The organism is Povalibacter sp. (assembly GCF_036735925.1).
GTDB lineage: Bacteria > Pseudomonadota > Gammaproteobacteria > Steroidobacterales > Steroidobacteraceae > Steroidobacter.
Map to the genome: position 1 here is coordinate 124403 of NZ_DAINNK010000003.1, position 17547 is coordinate 141949.

Annotated in this window: 7 protein-coding genes; all 7 read right to left on the minus strand. The window is 66.5% G+C overall.

Annotated elements, in window-relative coordinates:
• Positions 1 to 89: 89 nt before the first annotated feature.
• The 7 genes from V7D81_RS23175 to V7D81_RS02140 all read right to left on the minus strand — a co-directional run bounded on the left by V7D81_RS23175 (position 90) and on the right by V7D81_RS02140 (position 17534).
• Entirely contained in the window at positions 90 to 347 is a 258-nt protein-coding gene (locus V7D81_RS23175; protein WP_349257590.1) for a type II toxin-antitoxin system RelE family toxin, read from the minus strand.
• Positions 334 to 567, minus strand: a complete 234-nt coding sequence (locus tag V7D81_RS02115) for a hypothetical protein (RefSeq protein ID WP_324314145.1) — start codon at positions 565 to 567, stop codon at positions 334 to 336. Before V7D81_RS02115 ends, V7D81_RS23175 begins: the two co-directional genes overlap by 14 nt.
• A 48-nt stretch (positions 568 to 615) precedes the next feature.
• Positions 616 to 2715 carry an HlyD family efflux transporter periplasmic adaptor subunit gene (locus V7D81_RS02120; protein WP_324314147.1) on the minus strand — a complete coding sequence of 700 codons (2100 nt, stop codon included), beginning with the start codon at positions 2713 to 2715 and terminating at the stop codon, positions 616 to 618.
• The gene (locus V7D81_RS02125; RefSeq protein WP_324314148.1) at positions 2715 to 4076 is read right to left on the minus strand and encodes an efflux RND transporter periplasmic adaptor subunit; all 1362 of its coding nucleotides are present in this window, start codon (positions 4074 to 4076) and stop codon (positions 2715 to 2717) included. The genes V7D81_RS02120 and V7D81_RS02125 overlap by 1 nt, the downstream gene beginning before the upstream one ends.
• On the minus strand, positions 4076 to 4804 hold the full coding sequence (locus tag V7D81_RS02130; protein WP_324314150.1) for an efflux RND transporter periplasmic adaptor subunit: 729 nt from the start codon (positions 4802 to 4804) through the stop codon (positions 4076 to 4078). Before V7D81_RS02130 ends, V7D81_RS02125 begins: the two co-directional genes overlap by 1 nt.
• A gap of 109 nt (positions 4805 to 4913) precedes the next feature.
• On the minus strand, positions 4914 to 6437 hold the full coding sequence (locus V7D81_RS02135) for a TolC family protein (RefSeq protein ID WP_324314152.1): 1524 nt from the start codon (positions 6435 to 6437) through the stop codon (positions 4914 to 4916).
• Positions 6438 to 17534 carry a VCBS domain-containing protein gene (locus tag V7D81_RS02140; protein ID WP_324314153.1) on the minus strand — a complete coding sequence of 3699 codons (11097 nt, stop codon included), beginning with the start codon at positions 17532 to 17534 and terminating at the stop codon, positions 6438 to 6440.
• Positions 17535 to 17547 lie beyond the last annotated feature (13 nt).

Consider the following 17547-nt stretch of genomic DNA (forward strand, 5'->3'; position numbering starts at 1 on the left):
GGCCCGCCGTTCCCGCGGTATCCGGGAAAGGGGCAAGGTGCGCGGCCATCCGTGCGGATGGAGGGATGCCGACGGCGACGACGGGGAAATCAGCGATAGACGTCGCGCCGATGTCCGACTCTGACTACGACGACCAGCAGCCGGTGATCCTCGATTTCATACACGATGCGATACGTGCCTTGGCGAACGCGATACCTATCCTGTCCCGACAGCTTCTCTGACCCGGGCGGACGAGGATCGTCAGCCAACGAGCGGATGCGTTGCATGATCCGCTTGACGTCTGCTTTGGGAAAAGCCCGCAGATCTTTCGCTACTGATTTCCTGAATACCAGCTCATAGCTTGCCATTGGCCTTCAGATCCTTGAGCAAGGCCTCGTAAGAGATGGTCGGTTCGGCGACCCGCTCTTCGAACGCGGCCAGATCTTCCTGATCCTCCCGCAACGCCGTTCTGACCGCGTCATTGACGATGTCGGACAGCGATCGATGCGTGTCGGCCGCCTTGAGCCTGATGGCGCGATGCAACTCCGGCTCGAAATAGATGGTTGCGCGCTTTGCTGCTTCACTCATGCGCGGGACTATAGTGACATGACGTCATGACGTCAAAGCGCCGATTCGTCAAAAGCCGCTTTCGCGTACGAATACCGCCAGCAGGTGCCGCAGTCCGTCCGCAAGCAGGCTGCGACGATCGCCCTCGATGTGCAGATCGCCGCGAATCTCGTACGCGCCGGCGGGCGGATGCTCGAGCTGCACCAGCACATGGAAGAGCGGCGGATTCGGCATGAGCATGTCGCTGTCCTGCGCCGTGCGGATCGGTCCGCCGTTGCGGGCGGCGAGCATGGGATGCGAGAGCTGACGCGCCCGCGTCGAAGCGACGGCCAGCACATGACCTGCGATGGGCGAGGGCCGTCCCGCCACAAAGAACTGCGCCGCGCTGCCGACGTGGATGCGATGCACTTCATCCGGTTCGACGTAGGCATCGACGAGCCAGCGATCAGGATCGATCAGCATGCCGACGGGCTGCTGCGTGTCGATCCATTGGCCGCGGACGAGTTCATGATCGACGTCGCGCCATTGCCCGGCGAACGGCGCCTGCAGCGTGAGCCGTTGCAGCTCCGTGCGCGACGCACGCGTTTCCTCCATCTGCATGTGCAGCCGCTCGCGGATGCCAGCCTGCGCGTCCAGTCCTTCGCGATCGGCGATCAGGCCGGCGAGTCGCGCTTCGTAGCCGCGCTGGCTCGCTTCGCTGCCGTGCATGCGGGCGGTGATGTCGGGTTCTTCGAACGTCGCGAGCGTGTCGCCCGCGGCAACGGTTCCCATCGGACGGATGGCGGCGATGCGTGCGGCGTACGGCGCGAAGATGCGGAGCTGCTGCTGCGAGCGGGCCACGCCCGGACCGTGAACCTGCGAACGCCAGGGAATCGCCAACAGCAGCACGACGAGGCCGAGACAGGTCCACAGCAGGTAGCGACGTCGCGGTCGCACAGCCGCACGACGCTCCCACCACTGACGCAGTTCGCGCCACACCGGCAGAACCACGAACCAGGCGATCTCGACTGCGAACAGCACGATGCCCAGCGCCTTGAAGAAGAGCAGGTACACCGCGATGGCGATGCCGACGAACAATGCCAGCCGGTACAGCCAGGTCAGGAAGGCGAACGCGATCAGTGCGCGGCGTTGCGATGGCGGAAACGGTTCCGGCCACGGCTCGTCGAGACCGAGCACGTACCGACGCAACCACACCCGGGCGAGGGCGAAGGAGCGTTCGTGCAGATTCGGGAAGTCGAGCAGGTCCGAGAGAATGAAGTAGCCGTCGAAGCGCATGAACGGACTCGCGTTGAGCGCCAGCGACAGCACCCAGCTCGTCGTTGCGAGATACAGCAGTGCATTGCGTGTGAAGCCGGGCTCGGCGATGGCCCAGCCGAGCGTCGCCAGTCCAGCCAGCGCCAGTTCGCTGAGGATGCCAGCGGAGGCGATGGCGAGACGCTGGCGCGAACTGCGCAGCTTCCAGCTCTCGCCCGTATCGGTGTAGAGCATCGGCCAGAGCACCACGAACGCGATGCCCATGTGCGCGACCTTGAGTCCCATGCGCGTCGCAACGAGGGCATGACCCAGTTCGTGAAGGGTCTTGGCGACGATGAGCGCGACCGCGAAGCTCAGCAGGCCTGCAGTGGAGAAGGACTCGACCACCGCGTGCGTGAACGTGTCCCACTGATGCAGCACCAGCGCAATGCCGAGCAGGCCCAGACAGATCACCACGAACGCGGTCGTGCGCGTGAACAGCCAGTCGAGGCGACCGGCGATCCGCTGCAGCCAGCGCTGCGGCCGCAACAGCGGAATGCGGAAGAACAGGTAGTGGTGCAGCCACCAGCGCAGGTTCAGCCAGCGGTTGCCCTCGTGCTGCTGCTGCAGACGTTCGATGCCGGCGGCATCCGGACGCACCAGATGGTGCTGCTGCAGGAAGCGTCGGAAGCCGAGGATCTGTTCGACGTCGGGCTTCAGTGCGGTCTGCTGCGCGATCTGTTCGCACACCTGCCGCGCCGTCGCGCGCGTCCAGCGCAGCAGGCATTCGAATTCGAACCAGCCGATGCGATAGAAGCGGTTGAGCACGCTGTCCTGGATCACCCAGGACGGTTCGCCGTTGCGACCGTTCGCGGCGGCGATGAGCTGCAGGTCCTCGCGCAGCGGCGGCAGCGGCTGGTCGGCTTCCGCGATCATCACCAGCCCGTCCAGGCACGCAGCGCGGCCAGCGGACGACGGAACAGGTAGTAGGCGAGGGTGACGCGTTCGCCGTAGAGCTTGGCGGTGCCGTGCAATCCCAGTCGCGCCTGTGCCGGCAAGCCATCGACGCTCGCAAGCAGTCGATACGCGACGACGCCATTCGCATCCGGCTTCGCCTGATAACTGGTTTCGAGGATTGCTCCGCGGACTGCCGTCAGCGGATACGCCGTGAGATACAGCGTCACCTGTGCGCCGGGTTCGAGCGCGATGGCATCGGCCACGGCGAGATGGATCAGCATCGCCGGCTGCGACGGATCGGCAATCTGCAGTACGCGCTCGCCGGTGGTGACGGGCTTGCCGAGCCAGTCATCCGGATCGCTGAACACCGCGACGCCGGCGCGCGGCGAGTTCACCTGCGTACGCTTCAACTGCGCCTGCACGCCCGCCAGTTCCGCGCGCCGCTGTTCAGCCGTGGCCGCCAGCAGCGCGAGCTGGCTCTGCGCCTGCGGGCTGTCGAACGAACGCTGGCTCGCCGCCATGAGTTCGGCTTCCGCCACGGCGACCTGCCGTTCCAGCACCTCGACCTGGCTGCGCAACGTCGTCTCATCGAGCACGAACAGCGGTGCGTCGATCGCGACGATCTGGTTGGGCCGCACCAGCATGCGTTCGATGACGCCATTGATCGGCGAACTGATGACCTGTGCCTCGCGCGAGACGATTTCCGCGGGCGCGAGTACGGTCTGACGCACTGGCATGCACAGCGCTGCAAGCGCGACAGCCGCCGCGATCCAGAGCGTGCGTCGGCCCGGTCGCCAACGACGTCGATGACTTCCCGTGAGTGCCGACCAGCAATACGCCCAGGTGGTGCGCACACCGTCGAGCAGCCGCTGCAGATGCGATGGAGGCTCCTCTTCGAGCAGGAAGAGCGCGAGGCCCAGACGCCGGTTCGCGCGATCGTGCAGCGGCACGCACCACGCGCCCTCGGGCCACCATTCCTGCCAGCCATCGGCGATGTCGGGTGGCAGATCGGACGCAGCGCGAGTCAGCCAGCGAGGTTCGCCGTCCGGCAACTGCGATGCCAGCCATGTGCTCGCGCGCCGCAGCCAGATCAGGTACGGCGTGTCCTCGGCGGGTCGCGCGAGCCCCGAGATGCACAGCAGTTCGAACCCCGCACCCTGTACGGCAAGCACGACGGCCTGGCGATAGTGCAGCAATGAGTAAGGATCGTTGGCGATCGAGAATGCCAGCGCATTCCGCGTACCCGCCGCCAGCGCCCGATCGCGCAGTGTCGCGATGGCCAGCAACAGTTGCGGATGCGGCAGGCGCTCGCCGAGCGGGGTGACTTTTTCGGCAGACATCACTTCAACCGTGCAATGCCGCTCATGCCGGCGATCAGCTCCGGATGCTCGCCGTCGAGCCGCGCTTCCAGCTCCACCGTCTGCGCCACCGCGTCGATGCGTGCACTGACGGCGCTGATCTTCGCCGGATAACTGCGACCGGTTTCGTGAATGCTGATGTCGAGCGCGGCGCCGGGCTGCAGTTTGCCGAGGAACGTGGAGGGCGCATTGAGCCGCACCTTGAGCGGCCCGTCGCTCACCAGATCGAACAGCGGCGTGCCGGCGGCGACGGCCTGATAAGGCTTGACGTTGATGCGTGCGATGCGCGCCGCGAAGGGCGCAGCGATCCGGCAGTAGCTGCTTTGCGTCGTCGCGAGCGTCAGCGCGCCCTGGGCCTTTTCGACTTCGGCCGTGGCCATCGCGACTTCGATATCGCCCGCCGCGTCGAGCTTCTGCAGATTGCGCTTGGCATCCAGCGCCTGGCGCGCGGTCTTGAGTTCCGCTTCGGCAATGTCGACGCGCGCATTCAGTTCGCGACAGTCCATCTGCGCCAGCACGGCGTCCTTCGCGACGCGCTGGCCGAGCGTGACGCGGATGTCGCCCAGCATGCCGTTCATCTGGCTCGACAGCGTCGTCTCGCGCAGCGCGACCAGCAGGACGCGGATCGTGCCGGGGTCTTTCGCGACGGCGGTGGCTGCCGGCACGGAGTCGGCGTGCGCGCAGGAAAGCATCGCGGTACTGAGCAGCATCAACCAGATTCCGACGCTTCTGTTCTTACCCTCCTCCGCTTGCGGGGGAGGGCAGGGAGGGGGCTGCCTGAAGCGGGGGAAGGGGCAGGAACGCAAGCGCAATTGAGCTTCAGCGCGCCACATTGCCGCTCCCTGCGAGCAACCCCTGTTGCTCCTGCCGCGTCAAGGTCGCCTCGATCTCCTTCGCGATCGTAGCGATGTCATGACTCGCGATCGTGTCGGGCAGGATGTCGAGGCCGATGGAGTTGTACAGCCGTCCCCATGCGGCCTGCGCACTGGAGTACGCCGCTTCACGTTCATAGCGCGACAACAGGTAACGACCTTCGGCGCGAATCATCTCCAGTTCCGTACCCAGCGACGTGGTCTTCGCCGCGCGCGCATAGTCGCGCAGGCTCCGGTCGACGCGCAGGCTCTCATCGGCGAACTCGACTTCCTGACGCGCGAGCTGGTAGCGGATCGCGCCGACGCGCGTCTGGGTGAGGATCGCCATCGACAGCGCGACGCGACGCGTATCGGCGAGCGCCGTCTGCGTGTCCTGCGCCGCGTAGACGTCCGGCCACTTCAGGAAGTTGAACAGGTTCAGCGAAACCTGTACGCCCGTGGAAGTCCAGTCGCTGTTGTACAGATACTTGTTGTCGTCGTAGTCGTAGCCGGCGGTGACGCCGATGTTCGGCCACAGATGCGCCTTGGCGATGCGGATGTCGTTGAGGTCGATGCGCTTCTGGTACCAGTCCTCGCGCACTTCGGGGCGGTTCTCCAGCGAGAGCTGTTCCAGCTTGGCGACGTCGTCGTTGAGCTGCGGCAGGCCGGGCTGCGCGGCGTCGGCGAGCCACAGCCGCGAACCCGGCGGCAGCGACATCAGCGCCGCGAGTTCCGCCTGCGCGAATTCCAGGTCCTGGCGCCGCACCGACAGCAGGTAGATGGAGTCGAGCAGGGCGCGCTGGTACGACAGGATTTCCATGCGCGGCAGCAATCCCCGGGTTTCCGCTTCGCGCGCCGACGCCAGTGCGCGGCGCGTGCGCTCCAGCAGTTGGTCGACCTGCGGTTGCAGCTGCTGCGCGGCGATGGCGCGCCAGTAGGCGTTGCGCACGTCCTGCAGCACGTTCTGTGCGACCTTGCGGCGACGCTCTTCGGCCATCGCCACTTCGTCGGATTTCTGCTGCGCGCGGTAGTAGGCGACGCCGAAGTCCAGCACGCTCCAGCTGAAGCCGAGCGCACCGACGCGGTGATAGCGCTCTTCCGACGTGGAAGGACGCAGGCTCACCTGGCGGTCCTCGATGCCGATGGACGTGCCGCCGGAATCGTTGCTGCGTCCGCCATAACCGGCGGAGGCGACGAGCTGCGGCAGCATCTCGTTGTTCGAGACGTCGCGCAGGTTGCGGGCCAGCGCGCTTTCCATCAGCTTCAGGCGATAGTCGAGGTTGTATTTCAGCGCACGCGCGACGGCGTCATAGAACGTGATCGGTGCCGTCACGGGTTCCTGTGCGCCGTACATGCGACCCTGGTCTTCGGCCAGCGTCTTGCGCAGCGTGTCCGGATCGGGGGGCGGCGGCATGATCGTGCTGCAGCCGGCCGCGGACGTGAGCGTCGCGGCGATCGTCACCGACAGCCAGCGTTGCCGTGTCTTTCCCATCTATCGCGTCTCCCTGAATCTATCGGCGGCGGCTCGCAACTGGGCAGTGAACGAGGGCGCCGCACGAACCTCGCTCGTGCGCTCCGCCTGCGGCGGTTCTCCGAGCAGCCCTTCGCGGCCGATGGCGAACACCGAAGGATCCGGCAACAGGCCATCGGCACTGAGATTGCTGCGGCTGTGGCGGCCGAGAATCCACGCCATGTCGTACTCGCTGCGCAGCTGGCTGGCGCGGACCGCCTCGCGCACGTGCTGTCCCGGCATTTCGTCGAGTGGCGCGAGCAGCGAGCGGCTGCGGATGCCGAAGTCGAAGGTCCAGCGGATGTCGCTGCCGTCTGATCTCGATGCAGCGACTTCGTCGAACAGCGCGGCGCGTTGCACGACGGGGTGGACGAACACGCGTGGCGTGATGTTCAGCTCCGGCATCGATCCGCCACGCAGCCAGTCGCTGCGCAGAGAGTGCGGGCCGTCGTCGTCCACCGGAATGTAGGGCGCGGAGATGTCCAGGTGGATCACGATCTCGGCGAGATCCACCGCACCTTCGCGATCGCCGAGCGTGTAGGTGAATACGTCCTGCAGCACCTGGCCGAGGCCGGCGGCCGCGAGCACGTCGGGATTGGTCAGGTCGATGGTGTAGGCGTAGCTGCCGTCAGCCTGGAGGACGAGCGTGCCGTACTGACCCGCGAGCGGTTGTCCGACGATGCCGGTCGCCCCGCTGCCATTCTCGCGTCCGGCACGGATGCCCACGACGCTCAATGCGTCGCCTGCATCCACATCGCTGTCGTTCGGCAGCACGTTGCCGGTCGCGTGCGGCGCGGGGAGCTGATCGATGGCGGTGCTGCTGTCATCCGCAGCGACGGGCGCATCGTTCGCTCCCTGGATCGTGATCTGCAGATGTGCATCGGTGGTGGCGCCGGCGGCATCGACCAGTCGATACGTGAAGGTTTCGCTGATCGTTTCGCCCGCCGTGCGCAGTGCCTGCACAACGGCGTTGGTGTTGTCGACGACGTAACGGTAGCTGCCATCGGCCTGCAGCGTGAGCTGGCCGTAGCTGCCGGCAAGCGCCTGGCCCACCGGCACGGTCGTGCCGCTCGCATCGACGACGCCGAGCACCTGCAACGTCTCGCCGTTCGCGGCGCTGTCGACGTCGGCGTCGTTGGTCATGACATTGCCGACCGCGTCGGCGCCCGGCGTCGCATTGCCCACACCGCCCGCTTCGATGGCAGTCGCCGCATCGTCCAGCGCGACGGGCGTGTCGTTGCTGCCCTGGATGTTGATCAGCAGTTCGCTGAGCGAGAAATCGCCGTACTGGTCGGCCACCGTGTACGTGAAGCGTTCCTGGAGTGTCTGGCCGGCCAGGCGCAGCGCCTGCACTTCGGCCAGTGCATTGTCGAGCGTGTACTGCCACGTGCCATCGGCGGCGATGAGCAGCGATCCGTATCGACCCTGCAGCGGCGTGCCGACGACACCCGCCGCGCCGGCGTTGCCGGAACTGATGCCGATGACGGGGATCCGATCGCCTTCGGGATCGCTGTCGTTGCTCAGCACGTTGCCCGAGGGATCGACACCGCCGCTGGCGTTGGCGATGCCGCCGGCTTCCGCCGCCGTGGCGATGTCGGCCGTCGGCAGCGGCGCTTCGTTGCGGCCCTGGATGGTGATGCGCAGTTGCGCGCGGTCGGTGAGCAGGCCGAGATCGGCTGCGGCGTAGGTGAAGTCGTCGACCAGAAAGTCCGAGGGTCCCAGCGCCAGCACCGCGGGATTCGCGACATCCACGTAGTAGCGATAGCTTCCATCGGCGCCGCCCTGCAGCGTGCCGTACTGGCCGATGAGCACGCCGCCGGTGTTGCTGTTGGTGCCGGGCCTGACCGGTCGCAACGGCGTGTCGCCAAAGTTCGCGGCCACGATCACCAGCGTGTCGTCATGATCGACGTCGGTGTCGTTGGCGAAGACGTTGCCCGACACCGGCGTGAGACTGTTCGCGGCGATGCTGTTGATGTCGTCGACGGCGATCGGCGCATCCCACGCGCCCTGGATCTGGATCCGCAGTTCGGCCGCATCGGTTGCGCCTGCCAGATCGCGGATGCCGTAGGTGAAGACTTCCTGCAGCACTTCGCCCTGACGCAGGGCTTCGACCGCCGGCAGCGTGTTGTCGAGCCGGTAGCTCCAGGTGCCGTCGGTATTCACCGTCAGCGCGCCGTACAGTCCCTGGATCACATGCTGGCCGACGAAGCCTGCGAACGCCGCGCCGGTAGTTTCGGCGCCCGTGCGAATGCCGATCACCGCGCGACGATCGCCTGCATCGACGTCGGTGTCGTTGCCGAGCACGTTGCCGGAAGGATCGACGCCCGGTGTCGCGTTGGCCGTGCCGCCCGACTCCACCGCAATGGCGGAGTCATTGACGGCCACCGGATTGTCGTCGCGGCCTTCGATGGTGATCGTCAGCGTGGCGGTGCGCAGTGCGCCGCTGGCGTCGCGGACGGAGTAGCGGAAGGTTTCCGTCAGCGCCTGGGACGCGGTGCGCAATGCCTCGACCAGCGGATTGGCGTTGTCGACGACGTACGTGAATGTGCCGTCCGCATTCAATGTCAGCGTGCCATACGCGGCCTGCAGCGGGACGCCGGTGAGGGCGGCCTGCGCACCGTGTTCGACACCGATGACGGTCAGCGTCTCGCCGAAGCCATCGACGTCGCTGTCGTTGGCCAGCACATTGCCCGTGGCGTTGCTGCCTGCGGTCGCGTTGCCGATGCCGCCGGCCTCGATCGCCGTCGCCGCATCGTCGACGGCGACGGGCGTGTCGTTGGCGCCGCGGATGTTGATGGTCAGCGTGGCGCGATCCTCGGCTCCGAGCGCATCGGCCACGGTGTAGCTGAACTGATCCTGCAGCGTGTCGCTCGACATGCGCAGCGCTTCGACCGCGGCCATGGTTTCATCGAGCCGATAGCTGTAGCGGCCGTCGGTGCCGATCGTCAGCCAGCCGTACGTACCCCGCAGTTCCACGCCGACCGTTCCCGCCGTACCGCCGATCGCTGCCTCATTGCCGGTGCGCACCGACGACACGCGCTGCGTTTCACCATGCCCGTCGACGTCCGTATCGCCCGTGGTCAGATCGGTGAGTACATTGCCGGTCGCCGGCGTGCCCGGGCGATTGTTGTTGACGCCGCCAGCCTCCACGGTGGCCGCCACGTCATCCACGGCCACGGGAGTGTCGTCGTTGCCGCGGATGACGATGATGATCTGCGCCTGCGAACTCTGGCCATCCGGATCGGCGATCGTGTACGTGAACGTGTCGAACAGCAGATCGCCGCTGCGGCGCAGTGCCTGCACGGTCGGATCGGCATTGTTCACCGCATAGGTGTAGCTGCCGTCCGCGGCGATGGTCAGCGAACCATACGTGCCCGCGAGCGGTTGCCCGATGATGCCGTCCGTCCCCGAAGCGACGCCGGTGCGGATCGCAACCACTTCGAGCGGATCGCCGTCGGGGTCCGTGGTACGCGTGAGTGCATCGCCGGTGGCGTCCTGTCCGCCGCTGCCGTTGTCGACGCCGCCGGCTTCGATCGCGATGGCGCTCGAGGGGCCGGCGATCGGCACATCGTTGACGCCGTAGATCGTGATGGTGATCTGCGCGAGATCGGTCAGGCCGGCGGTGTCGGCGAGCTGGTAGGTGAACGCATCCTGCAGTGTCTGGCCTGCGAGCAGTGCCTGCACGTCGGTGTCGTCGCTGTCGACGTCATATGACGCACTGCCGTCGGCCTGAATGGTCAGCGTGCCGTAGCTGCCGGCCAGCACGATCGCCGGCCCGCCGTCGACCACCGTGGTGAGCGTGCCGCCCGCGCCTTCGATGCCGGTGCGGATGCCGTTCACGCGCAGCACGCTGTTCGGCTGGTCGACGGCATCGACGTCGGAATCCACGCCATTGCTGCCCGGCGGATTCGGCCGGCTCGGCAGCGTGATCACGTTGAACGTCGGATTGCTCTCGTTGCTGCTCGCAGAGCCGGCCTGCGCAATCGCGACGTCGTCGCTGGCGACGGGATTGTCCTGCGTGCCCTGGATCGTGATCTGCAGCGCGGCGAGATCGTGCAGCCCGGCGACATCCGTGACTTCGTAGCTGAAGTTGTCGATGAGCGTGTCGCCCGTCGCCATCGCCTGCACGTCGGCGTTCGCGTCGTCGACGACGTAGCGATAGCTGCCGTCCGCGCCGAGGGTGAGCGTGCCGTACAGCCCGGCGATCGACGTGCCATTGGCGCTCGTGGTGCCCGCGGTCACGGCGACAACGGGACCGGGCAGCAGGATGCCGACGTTGCGCACGCCGGTGACACGCAGCGCCTCGCCATTGACCGTCGAATCGACGTCCTGGTCGTTGGTCAGCACGAAGCCCGTGGCATCGCTGCCGCCCGTGCCGTTCGCGACACCGCCGGCTTCCACGGCGATTCCTGCATCGGCCACGCCGACCGGTGCATCGTTCGCGCCCTGCAGTGTGAGGGTCAGCGTCGCCGTGTCCTGCACGTTGGCGAGATCGGCCATGACGTACGTGAACTGTTCGGTCAACGTCTGGCCCGAGGTACGCAACGCCTGCACTGCCGCGAGCGTGTTGTCGACGAAGTACTGGTAGCCGCCGCCATACGTCACGCGCAGCGTGCCGTACTGGCCGGCGACATCGACGAAGCCGTCGACGGGTACCGTCTGCAGCGGATTCACCGGGCCATCGACGCTGACGACGTGCAGCCGGTCGTCGTTGGTGGCGATATCGACGTCGGTATCGTTGAGGAACAGGCTGCTCGATGGATTCGTGCCAGGCGTGGCATTCGCGACGCCGCCGGCCTCGACGGCGATGTTGACGTCGTCGACCGCATCTGGCGGATCGTTGACCGGTGCCAGCGTGATGGTCAGAGCATCCGAATCGATACGCTGGTCTTCGGGATTCTCGGCAGGAAAGCCATCGCCATCGGCATCGCCGAAATTGCCGCGGTCGCCCGTCGTCATCGTCAGCGTGTCGACGCCGTTGAAATTAGCATTGCCGAGATACACGACGTTCGCCAGTGCTTCATTGAGCGCGGTGAGCGTGCCCGACAGTCGCAGGCTCGATGTGCCGGAACCTGTCACCGTGACGCCGGCCGGCGTGCTGGAGAGCGACAGCGTTCCATGCAGCACGCCGAAGGTGACGTCGAGCATGCCGCTGCCCGCGTCGACGTCGGCGATGGCGAAGGGCGCCAGCGCGAGCGGCACGTCTTCCAGGCCCGACTGCGCGGACGGCAGTGTGTTGACCGGCGCGTCGTTCAGCTGCACGTAGCCGAAGTTGCCGCGCTGGCTGCCGCCTTCGCTGACGCCGAGATTCACGATGCCGAAGGTCGCGGGCGGACCGGAATCGATGCGCACGCGCAGGGTGCCGAGCGGCTGCGGATAGGTGACCTCCGTCGGCGCGTCCATGCGGTAAGTGCCCGCCGGCAGCACGCCGAAGCCATAGTCGCCGCTGGCAGTGGTGACGGCCGTGAACACCAGGTTGTCGGCGGCGGTGCCCAGGTTGTTGTCGGCGCCGGCCCAGGTCAGTGTGACGGTCTGGCCGGCGAGGCCGGGGCCATCGGGCATGGCCGATCCCGTGGGCGAGCCGGAATCGTCCCAGAGCCGGCCGGTGATGATCCCCAGGCCGGCGCCTTCGCTTCTTATATATGTGTTGGGCGATGTCCCGGCGCCGGTGCGTTCGCCGCCGGCGGTACCGTCGCTGCCCACGGCCGAACCGCCCCAGGTCGTGAACGTCTCGGGCAGGCTGCTCCAGGTCAGGGTCGCGTTGCGGCTCGCGAGCTGCAGGGCATTGGGGACGGTGACTTCATAGACGACCCTGATCGCAATGCCGGGCGCGACGCTGGCGAAATCGACGACGATCCGTCCGCTGGTGCTGAATGTCACGCCCGCCGGCAGGTTGGCGGCGGTGTAGGTGTTGCTGCCGATCGTGACTGACACCAGCGAGTAGTTGCTGCCGCTGGTCATGTCGTCTTCAAGATGTGCATCGAAGGCGGACAGGTTCGAGTTCTGCGTGAATGAGACCGACACTCGCGCCGTACCGGTCGTTCCCGTCGGATTGGGATCGAACCAGATCACTCGCTTGTCGACCGGACCGAACGACGGCTCGACGATGTCCTGGTACAGCGTCTGCGGCGACGCAATCTGCGTGGTGCCGGAACGATCGACGATCTGCGCGGAGAGTGCCGTGCCCGCGACGTTCGATGCCACGTTGACGACGCGCACGTTGAACTCCACGACGACGCCTTCGAAGTCGGCATCGCGATCGCTGTTGGTGAGCGTGCCGTAGTCGAAGACGATGACGTTGCCGTTGACGTGGATGTAGGCGGGATTGAGCACGGCGGCCGGTACCTGGCCCGACAGATCCTTGGCGATGTAGCCCGTCATCTCCGTGCCTTCGTTGCCCGTGACGATGAGCTGGCCGGTCGCCAGATCGCCGAGCGTCGTGGTCATGGGATTGCTCGAGACGAAGGCGATGCGGATCGTGCCGTCGTTGATGAACTCCAGTCCGTCCGCCAGCGTGATCTGCAGATTCGCGCTGTCGACCACGCCTTCCGGCACCAGCGAGACCACGCGATAGCGGATGATTTCGCCGACCGTGACGTTCTCGCGCGGATCGGCCGTGCTGGCAGGCCCGACCGTGTCCGGCAGGCCGCCGATGCGCGAGAACCGGTCCGCCTGACTGACGCGTATGTTGGCCGTGTTGGCGCTGCGGTAGTCGTTCAGCACGCCGCTGTTCAGCGTGCCCTCGACGCCGGTGCGCTCGCCGGTGTCCGCACCGTTCAGGCTGGTCCACTGCACCGTCGCGACATTGTCGAAGCTCGGCAGGCCCGCGGCCTGAGCGAGTACGGTGCCCGACAGGCTCAGCGTGATGGAACCGCCGTTGGCCAGGTCGACATCCGCGCCGGCGACGGTGCGCAGTTCATTGCCGACCAGTTCGAAGCCGGGGTTGTTGCTCAGGAACTGCAGGCTGCCGAGCTGCGCCGGCAGCACGTCGCTGAAACTGAGATCGAAGGCATCGATGCCGGAGGTGTTGCGCAGCGTGATGACGATGTTGATCACGTCGCCTGCATCGACGCCGATGGTGATGTCGCTGCCGTCGGCCTGGGTGATGCTCTGTGCCACCGTCACGGTGGGCTCGACGATGTTGATGGTCGGTCCGCCGCCGGTGAGTTCCAGCGTGCGATCTTGCGGCGTGCTGCCGTTGGCCACATCGCCATCCGGATCGCTGAAGATGATCTCGGCCTCGTTCTGCCACAGCGTGCCGCTCTGGCTCGCCGCGACGTTGACCGCGATGAGCTGCAGTCGGATCACGAAGGCATTGTTGTCGACGTCGTTGTCCGCGCTGGCGGAACTCGCGCTGAAGGTGAAGGCCACGTCGCCGCCGACGGTCTCGCCGGTGCCCGCCGTGCGGCTCGCGGACACCGAGCCATTGAAGTCTGCAACCAGCGCCGTGCTGCCGGCTCTCGAGGTGATGAGCTGATAACCCGTGCCGCCGAACGACGTGTCGAGCTGCATGCCGTCCGGCACCAGATCCTGCAGGCGCAGTGTCTGCGTCGATCCTTCCGGCAATCGCACGATCACGTCGTAGAGCATGCGTTCGCCGATGACGAGCTGGTCGCCGCGCGTGTGCGCTGCGCTGGAGTCGGCATCGTCGAGACTGCCGCCGGCGAATTCCTTGCGTACTTCGGGGCTCGCGATCTGCTGGTCGGCGGTGTCGGTGAGATCGACGGGCGCAAAGTCGGTGCCGCCCTCGGTGCTGGCGTAATGGGTCAGCGCCGCCGTGCTCTGCAGCGTGCGGGCGGCAAGGATGCCGTTGTCGACGATCACGTCGTAGGTGATGACGACGAGGTTGGTGCCGTTCGCATCTGCGGTGGTTCCGGGGCGGCCCGGCAGCAACGAGCCGGCATTGCCGGCATCGCTGAACGTGATGGCATTGCCGCTGATGCTGTAATCCGTGCCGGCGACCAGCGCGGTGCCGTCGCCGCGATAGATGAGCACATTGGCGCTGCCGAGCGAGCCGCCGACGAAGGCGAGTCCCGGCGGCAACGTGACCGTGGTTGCGACGTCGAAGGCCGCACCGCCGCCGGTGTTTTCGATGGCGGTGGCCAGTCGCAGCCGGTCGCCGCCGTCGATGCCGGTCACGGATCCCTCGATGGCGGAGAGTTCCGTGACGTTGCCGCTGAACTGGCGGCCCGTGGTGCCCGGCGCATTCCAGCTTCCCGTCGTGCCGGTGACGGTGCCGTTGCTGGCTGCAACCACGCCATGCGCCATCAGCAGCATCGGCTCGGCGATGGACTGGATGGCAACGGCGTCGAGCGAGAAGAACGGCTGCTGGTCGATCGTGGTGAGCTGGCGCGACTGCGCCTGTGCCGTGATGGATCGCTGGTCCGCAAACGGCTGATCGCCGACGCGCAGCGTGAAGACGACGGCGATGCGCGCCGGCGCCAGATGGGATTCGCTGCCGAAATCGAACACGACGGCATTGCCCGCGGCGCTGGTGACGTTCACCACGTCGTGCGGGCTGGTATCCGAACTGTCGAAATCCCATTGCCGTTCGCCCGAACCCTGGGTCCAGGCGATGCCCGAGACGTCGAACAGCGGCAGCGGCAGGTTCGACGTCAGCGAGAACTGGTCGAAGTCGCCGGTCGTCAGCGTGTACGACATGCGGAAGACGACCAGGTCGCCGGGCCGCAGTTCGCCGTTGGCGGGCGGCGTGCCGCCATTGACGCTGAGGATCTCGATGTCGACGCTGCCGGCCTTCACCACGGTGCTCGTCGATGAATCGTCCGAGACGACGAAGCCGGTCAGATTGTCCGCATCGTCGACCACGCTCGCCGTCAGCGTCGCGTGGTTGCTGATGGGGTCGCCTTCGTTGATGTCGGGATCGTCGTAGCCGGTGTCGTAGTTCTGATCGACGATGGCGCTGTAGGAAATGACGGCCCGCGTGGCGCTGCTGCGATCCGGATCGAACGCCAGATCGCCGGGCAATGCCGCGAGCAGACCGGCGTCGCGCAGCGACTGCGCGATATCGACGGTGAGGCTCGTGGTGCCGTCGGGATGAGTGACCATCGTCGCGACCAGCGGCACGCTGTAGGTTTCGCCATTCAGCGTGACACTGAACGTCGCCGAGCCCGGCACCAGCGTATGCCCATCGCTCAATTCGTCGACGATGACGAACTGTCCCTGGTTGGTGCGCGTCCAGCCGAAAGCAAAATAATCCGAGACCTCCAGGTTCACCGCGTAGCTCAGCACGTCGCCCGGATCGATGCCGCTCGCGCCCAGGTCGATCACGTCGGTCACTTCCTTGTGCAGCGTGATGGAACTGGCAGTGAAGCTGACCGGCTGACCGGTGAGCTGGATGACCGAAACATCCTCCGGCACATCGCGCGGATCGGCGGGCGTGAAGATCGCCGAGGCCTGCGCGCCCGGGAACGTCACCGTGGCGTCCGCACCGGTCGCGGCGGAAATCACCGCGTTGCCGTTGGCGTCCGACTGCGGCACGTAGAAATCCACGGTCGACGACACCGAACCGGTCACGCTGGCGTACTCGACCGTGTACGAGGCGAGGAAGCCGTCGCTGGCGATGTGCAGCGCGATGAGCGCCGGATCGGTGACCTCGGTGCCATCGAACAGCGTGATCTGCGTGATCGTGCCGGCGGCGCCAGGCGTGATCGCCGTGACCTGGATGTTCAGCGGCAGCGGCTGCGTGATCGTGACGTTCTGCAGGCTCTGGCCCGGGGCCGTGCTCACCGTCGTCGTTTCGCGATGCGGATAGTTCGGGCCCGTCGCCGTTTCGCCTTCGGTCACGTCGACCGACTGGCCGATCTGCAGCACCGTCGGTCGCACGACGAAGGCATGCGTCGCCGCTTCCACCTGGCTCGGGTCCGTCGCCGGATTGTTCAGTGCATCGTTGCCGAACTGGAAACCGCCGCGCGCCAGCAGCGTCAGATTCGGCGCGGAGTCGGAGTAGGTCGTGTCGGCGAGATCGCTCAGATGCGCCGTGACCTGCACCGCGATCGTCGGCTGATCCTTCGATACGCTCGCGAACGGCAGCTGCAGCACGACGAACTGGTCACCGGCCTGCAGGCCGTAGTCGGCAGCGCGAATGACCAGAGGATTGCCGGCGTTGTCGACGGCGAGCGGATGCGTGGCATTGCCGTTGGCGTCGAACGTCATCACGTACGATTTGACCGTCTGACCGAGATAGCTCGCAGAGACGAACGTGACGCCGTCGTCGCCATCGCGACCGGTCGCCGGCAGGAACAGGTCGACGAACGGCCCGAAGGCGACGGGATCGGCATCGTTGCGGAAGTTCACGGTGAACGTGAAGTTGCTGCCGAGATCGACGTCGGCACCGGCGCCGGACAGGCTGGTGTTGGCGGCCAGCAGTCCGTCGAACGATGCGAGGACGCTGCTGTCGAGCGCCAGGGCCTTGTCGACCTCACCGCTGGTGACTTCCAGTATCCAGTCGCCGCCGTGCGAAGTGCTGCCGGTGTTGTCATCGGATGCGCCGACATCGGCACCGGTCCACCGGGCAAGTTCGGCAACCAGTGCACGACCTTCGACGCCGCTGCCGACATTGCAGCCGTAGAGCTGGATGTCGGCGTCGTCCGACAGATTGCCGCACCAGGCTTCTAGCGAAGCCCCCATGTCGCGAATGCTGTCGCTCGTGAACGTCGCATTCCCGAGCGAAAACTGCCCGGCGCTGCCATGCGAGAAAATCTGGATCGAATCAACCTGGCCGAGCGAGGCGAGGGCGCCGGTGATGGCCGCGAGCGCATCCTCGCCCGGCCTCACGATCAACAGATGCGTCTGTGCATCGAGATCGGAGAAGAGACGCTCACGACCGGGAAGCTGCGAATCGACGACGAGCAGATGTTGCGGCGGCGCCGGTTCGGGCGCGGGCGTCGTCGGCGCGGGTACCGCGTGATCGCTGCCGTCCGACCCATGGGTTGCATCGTGCTGCTGATCCGCCGCCACGGCGGCGGCGGCATCGAAGAGGATGCGCGGCTCCAGCGCGAGTGCATGCGACTGCGGTCGCAGCATTTCCCGGGCGCGGGCTGGACGCGATTGAGCCTGCACTGATCACCTCGTT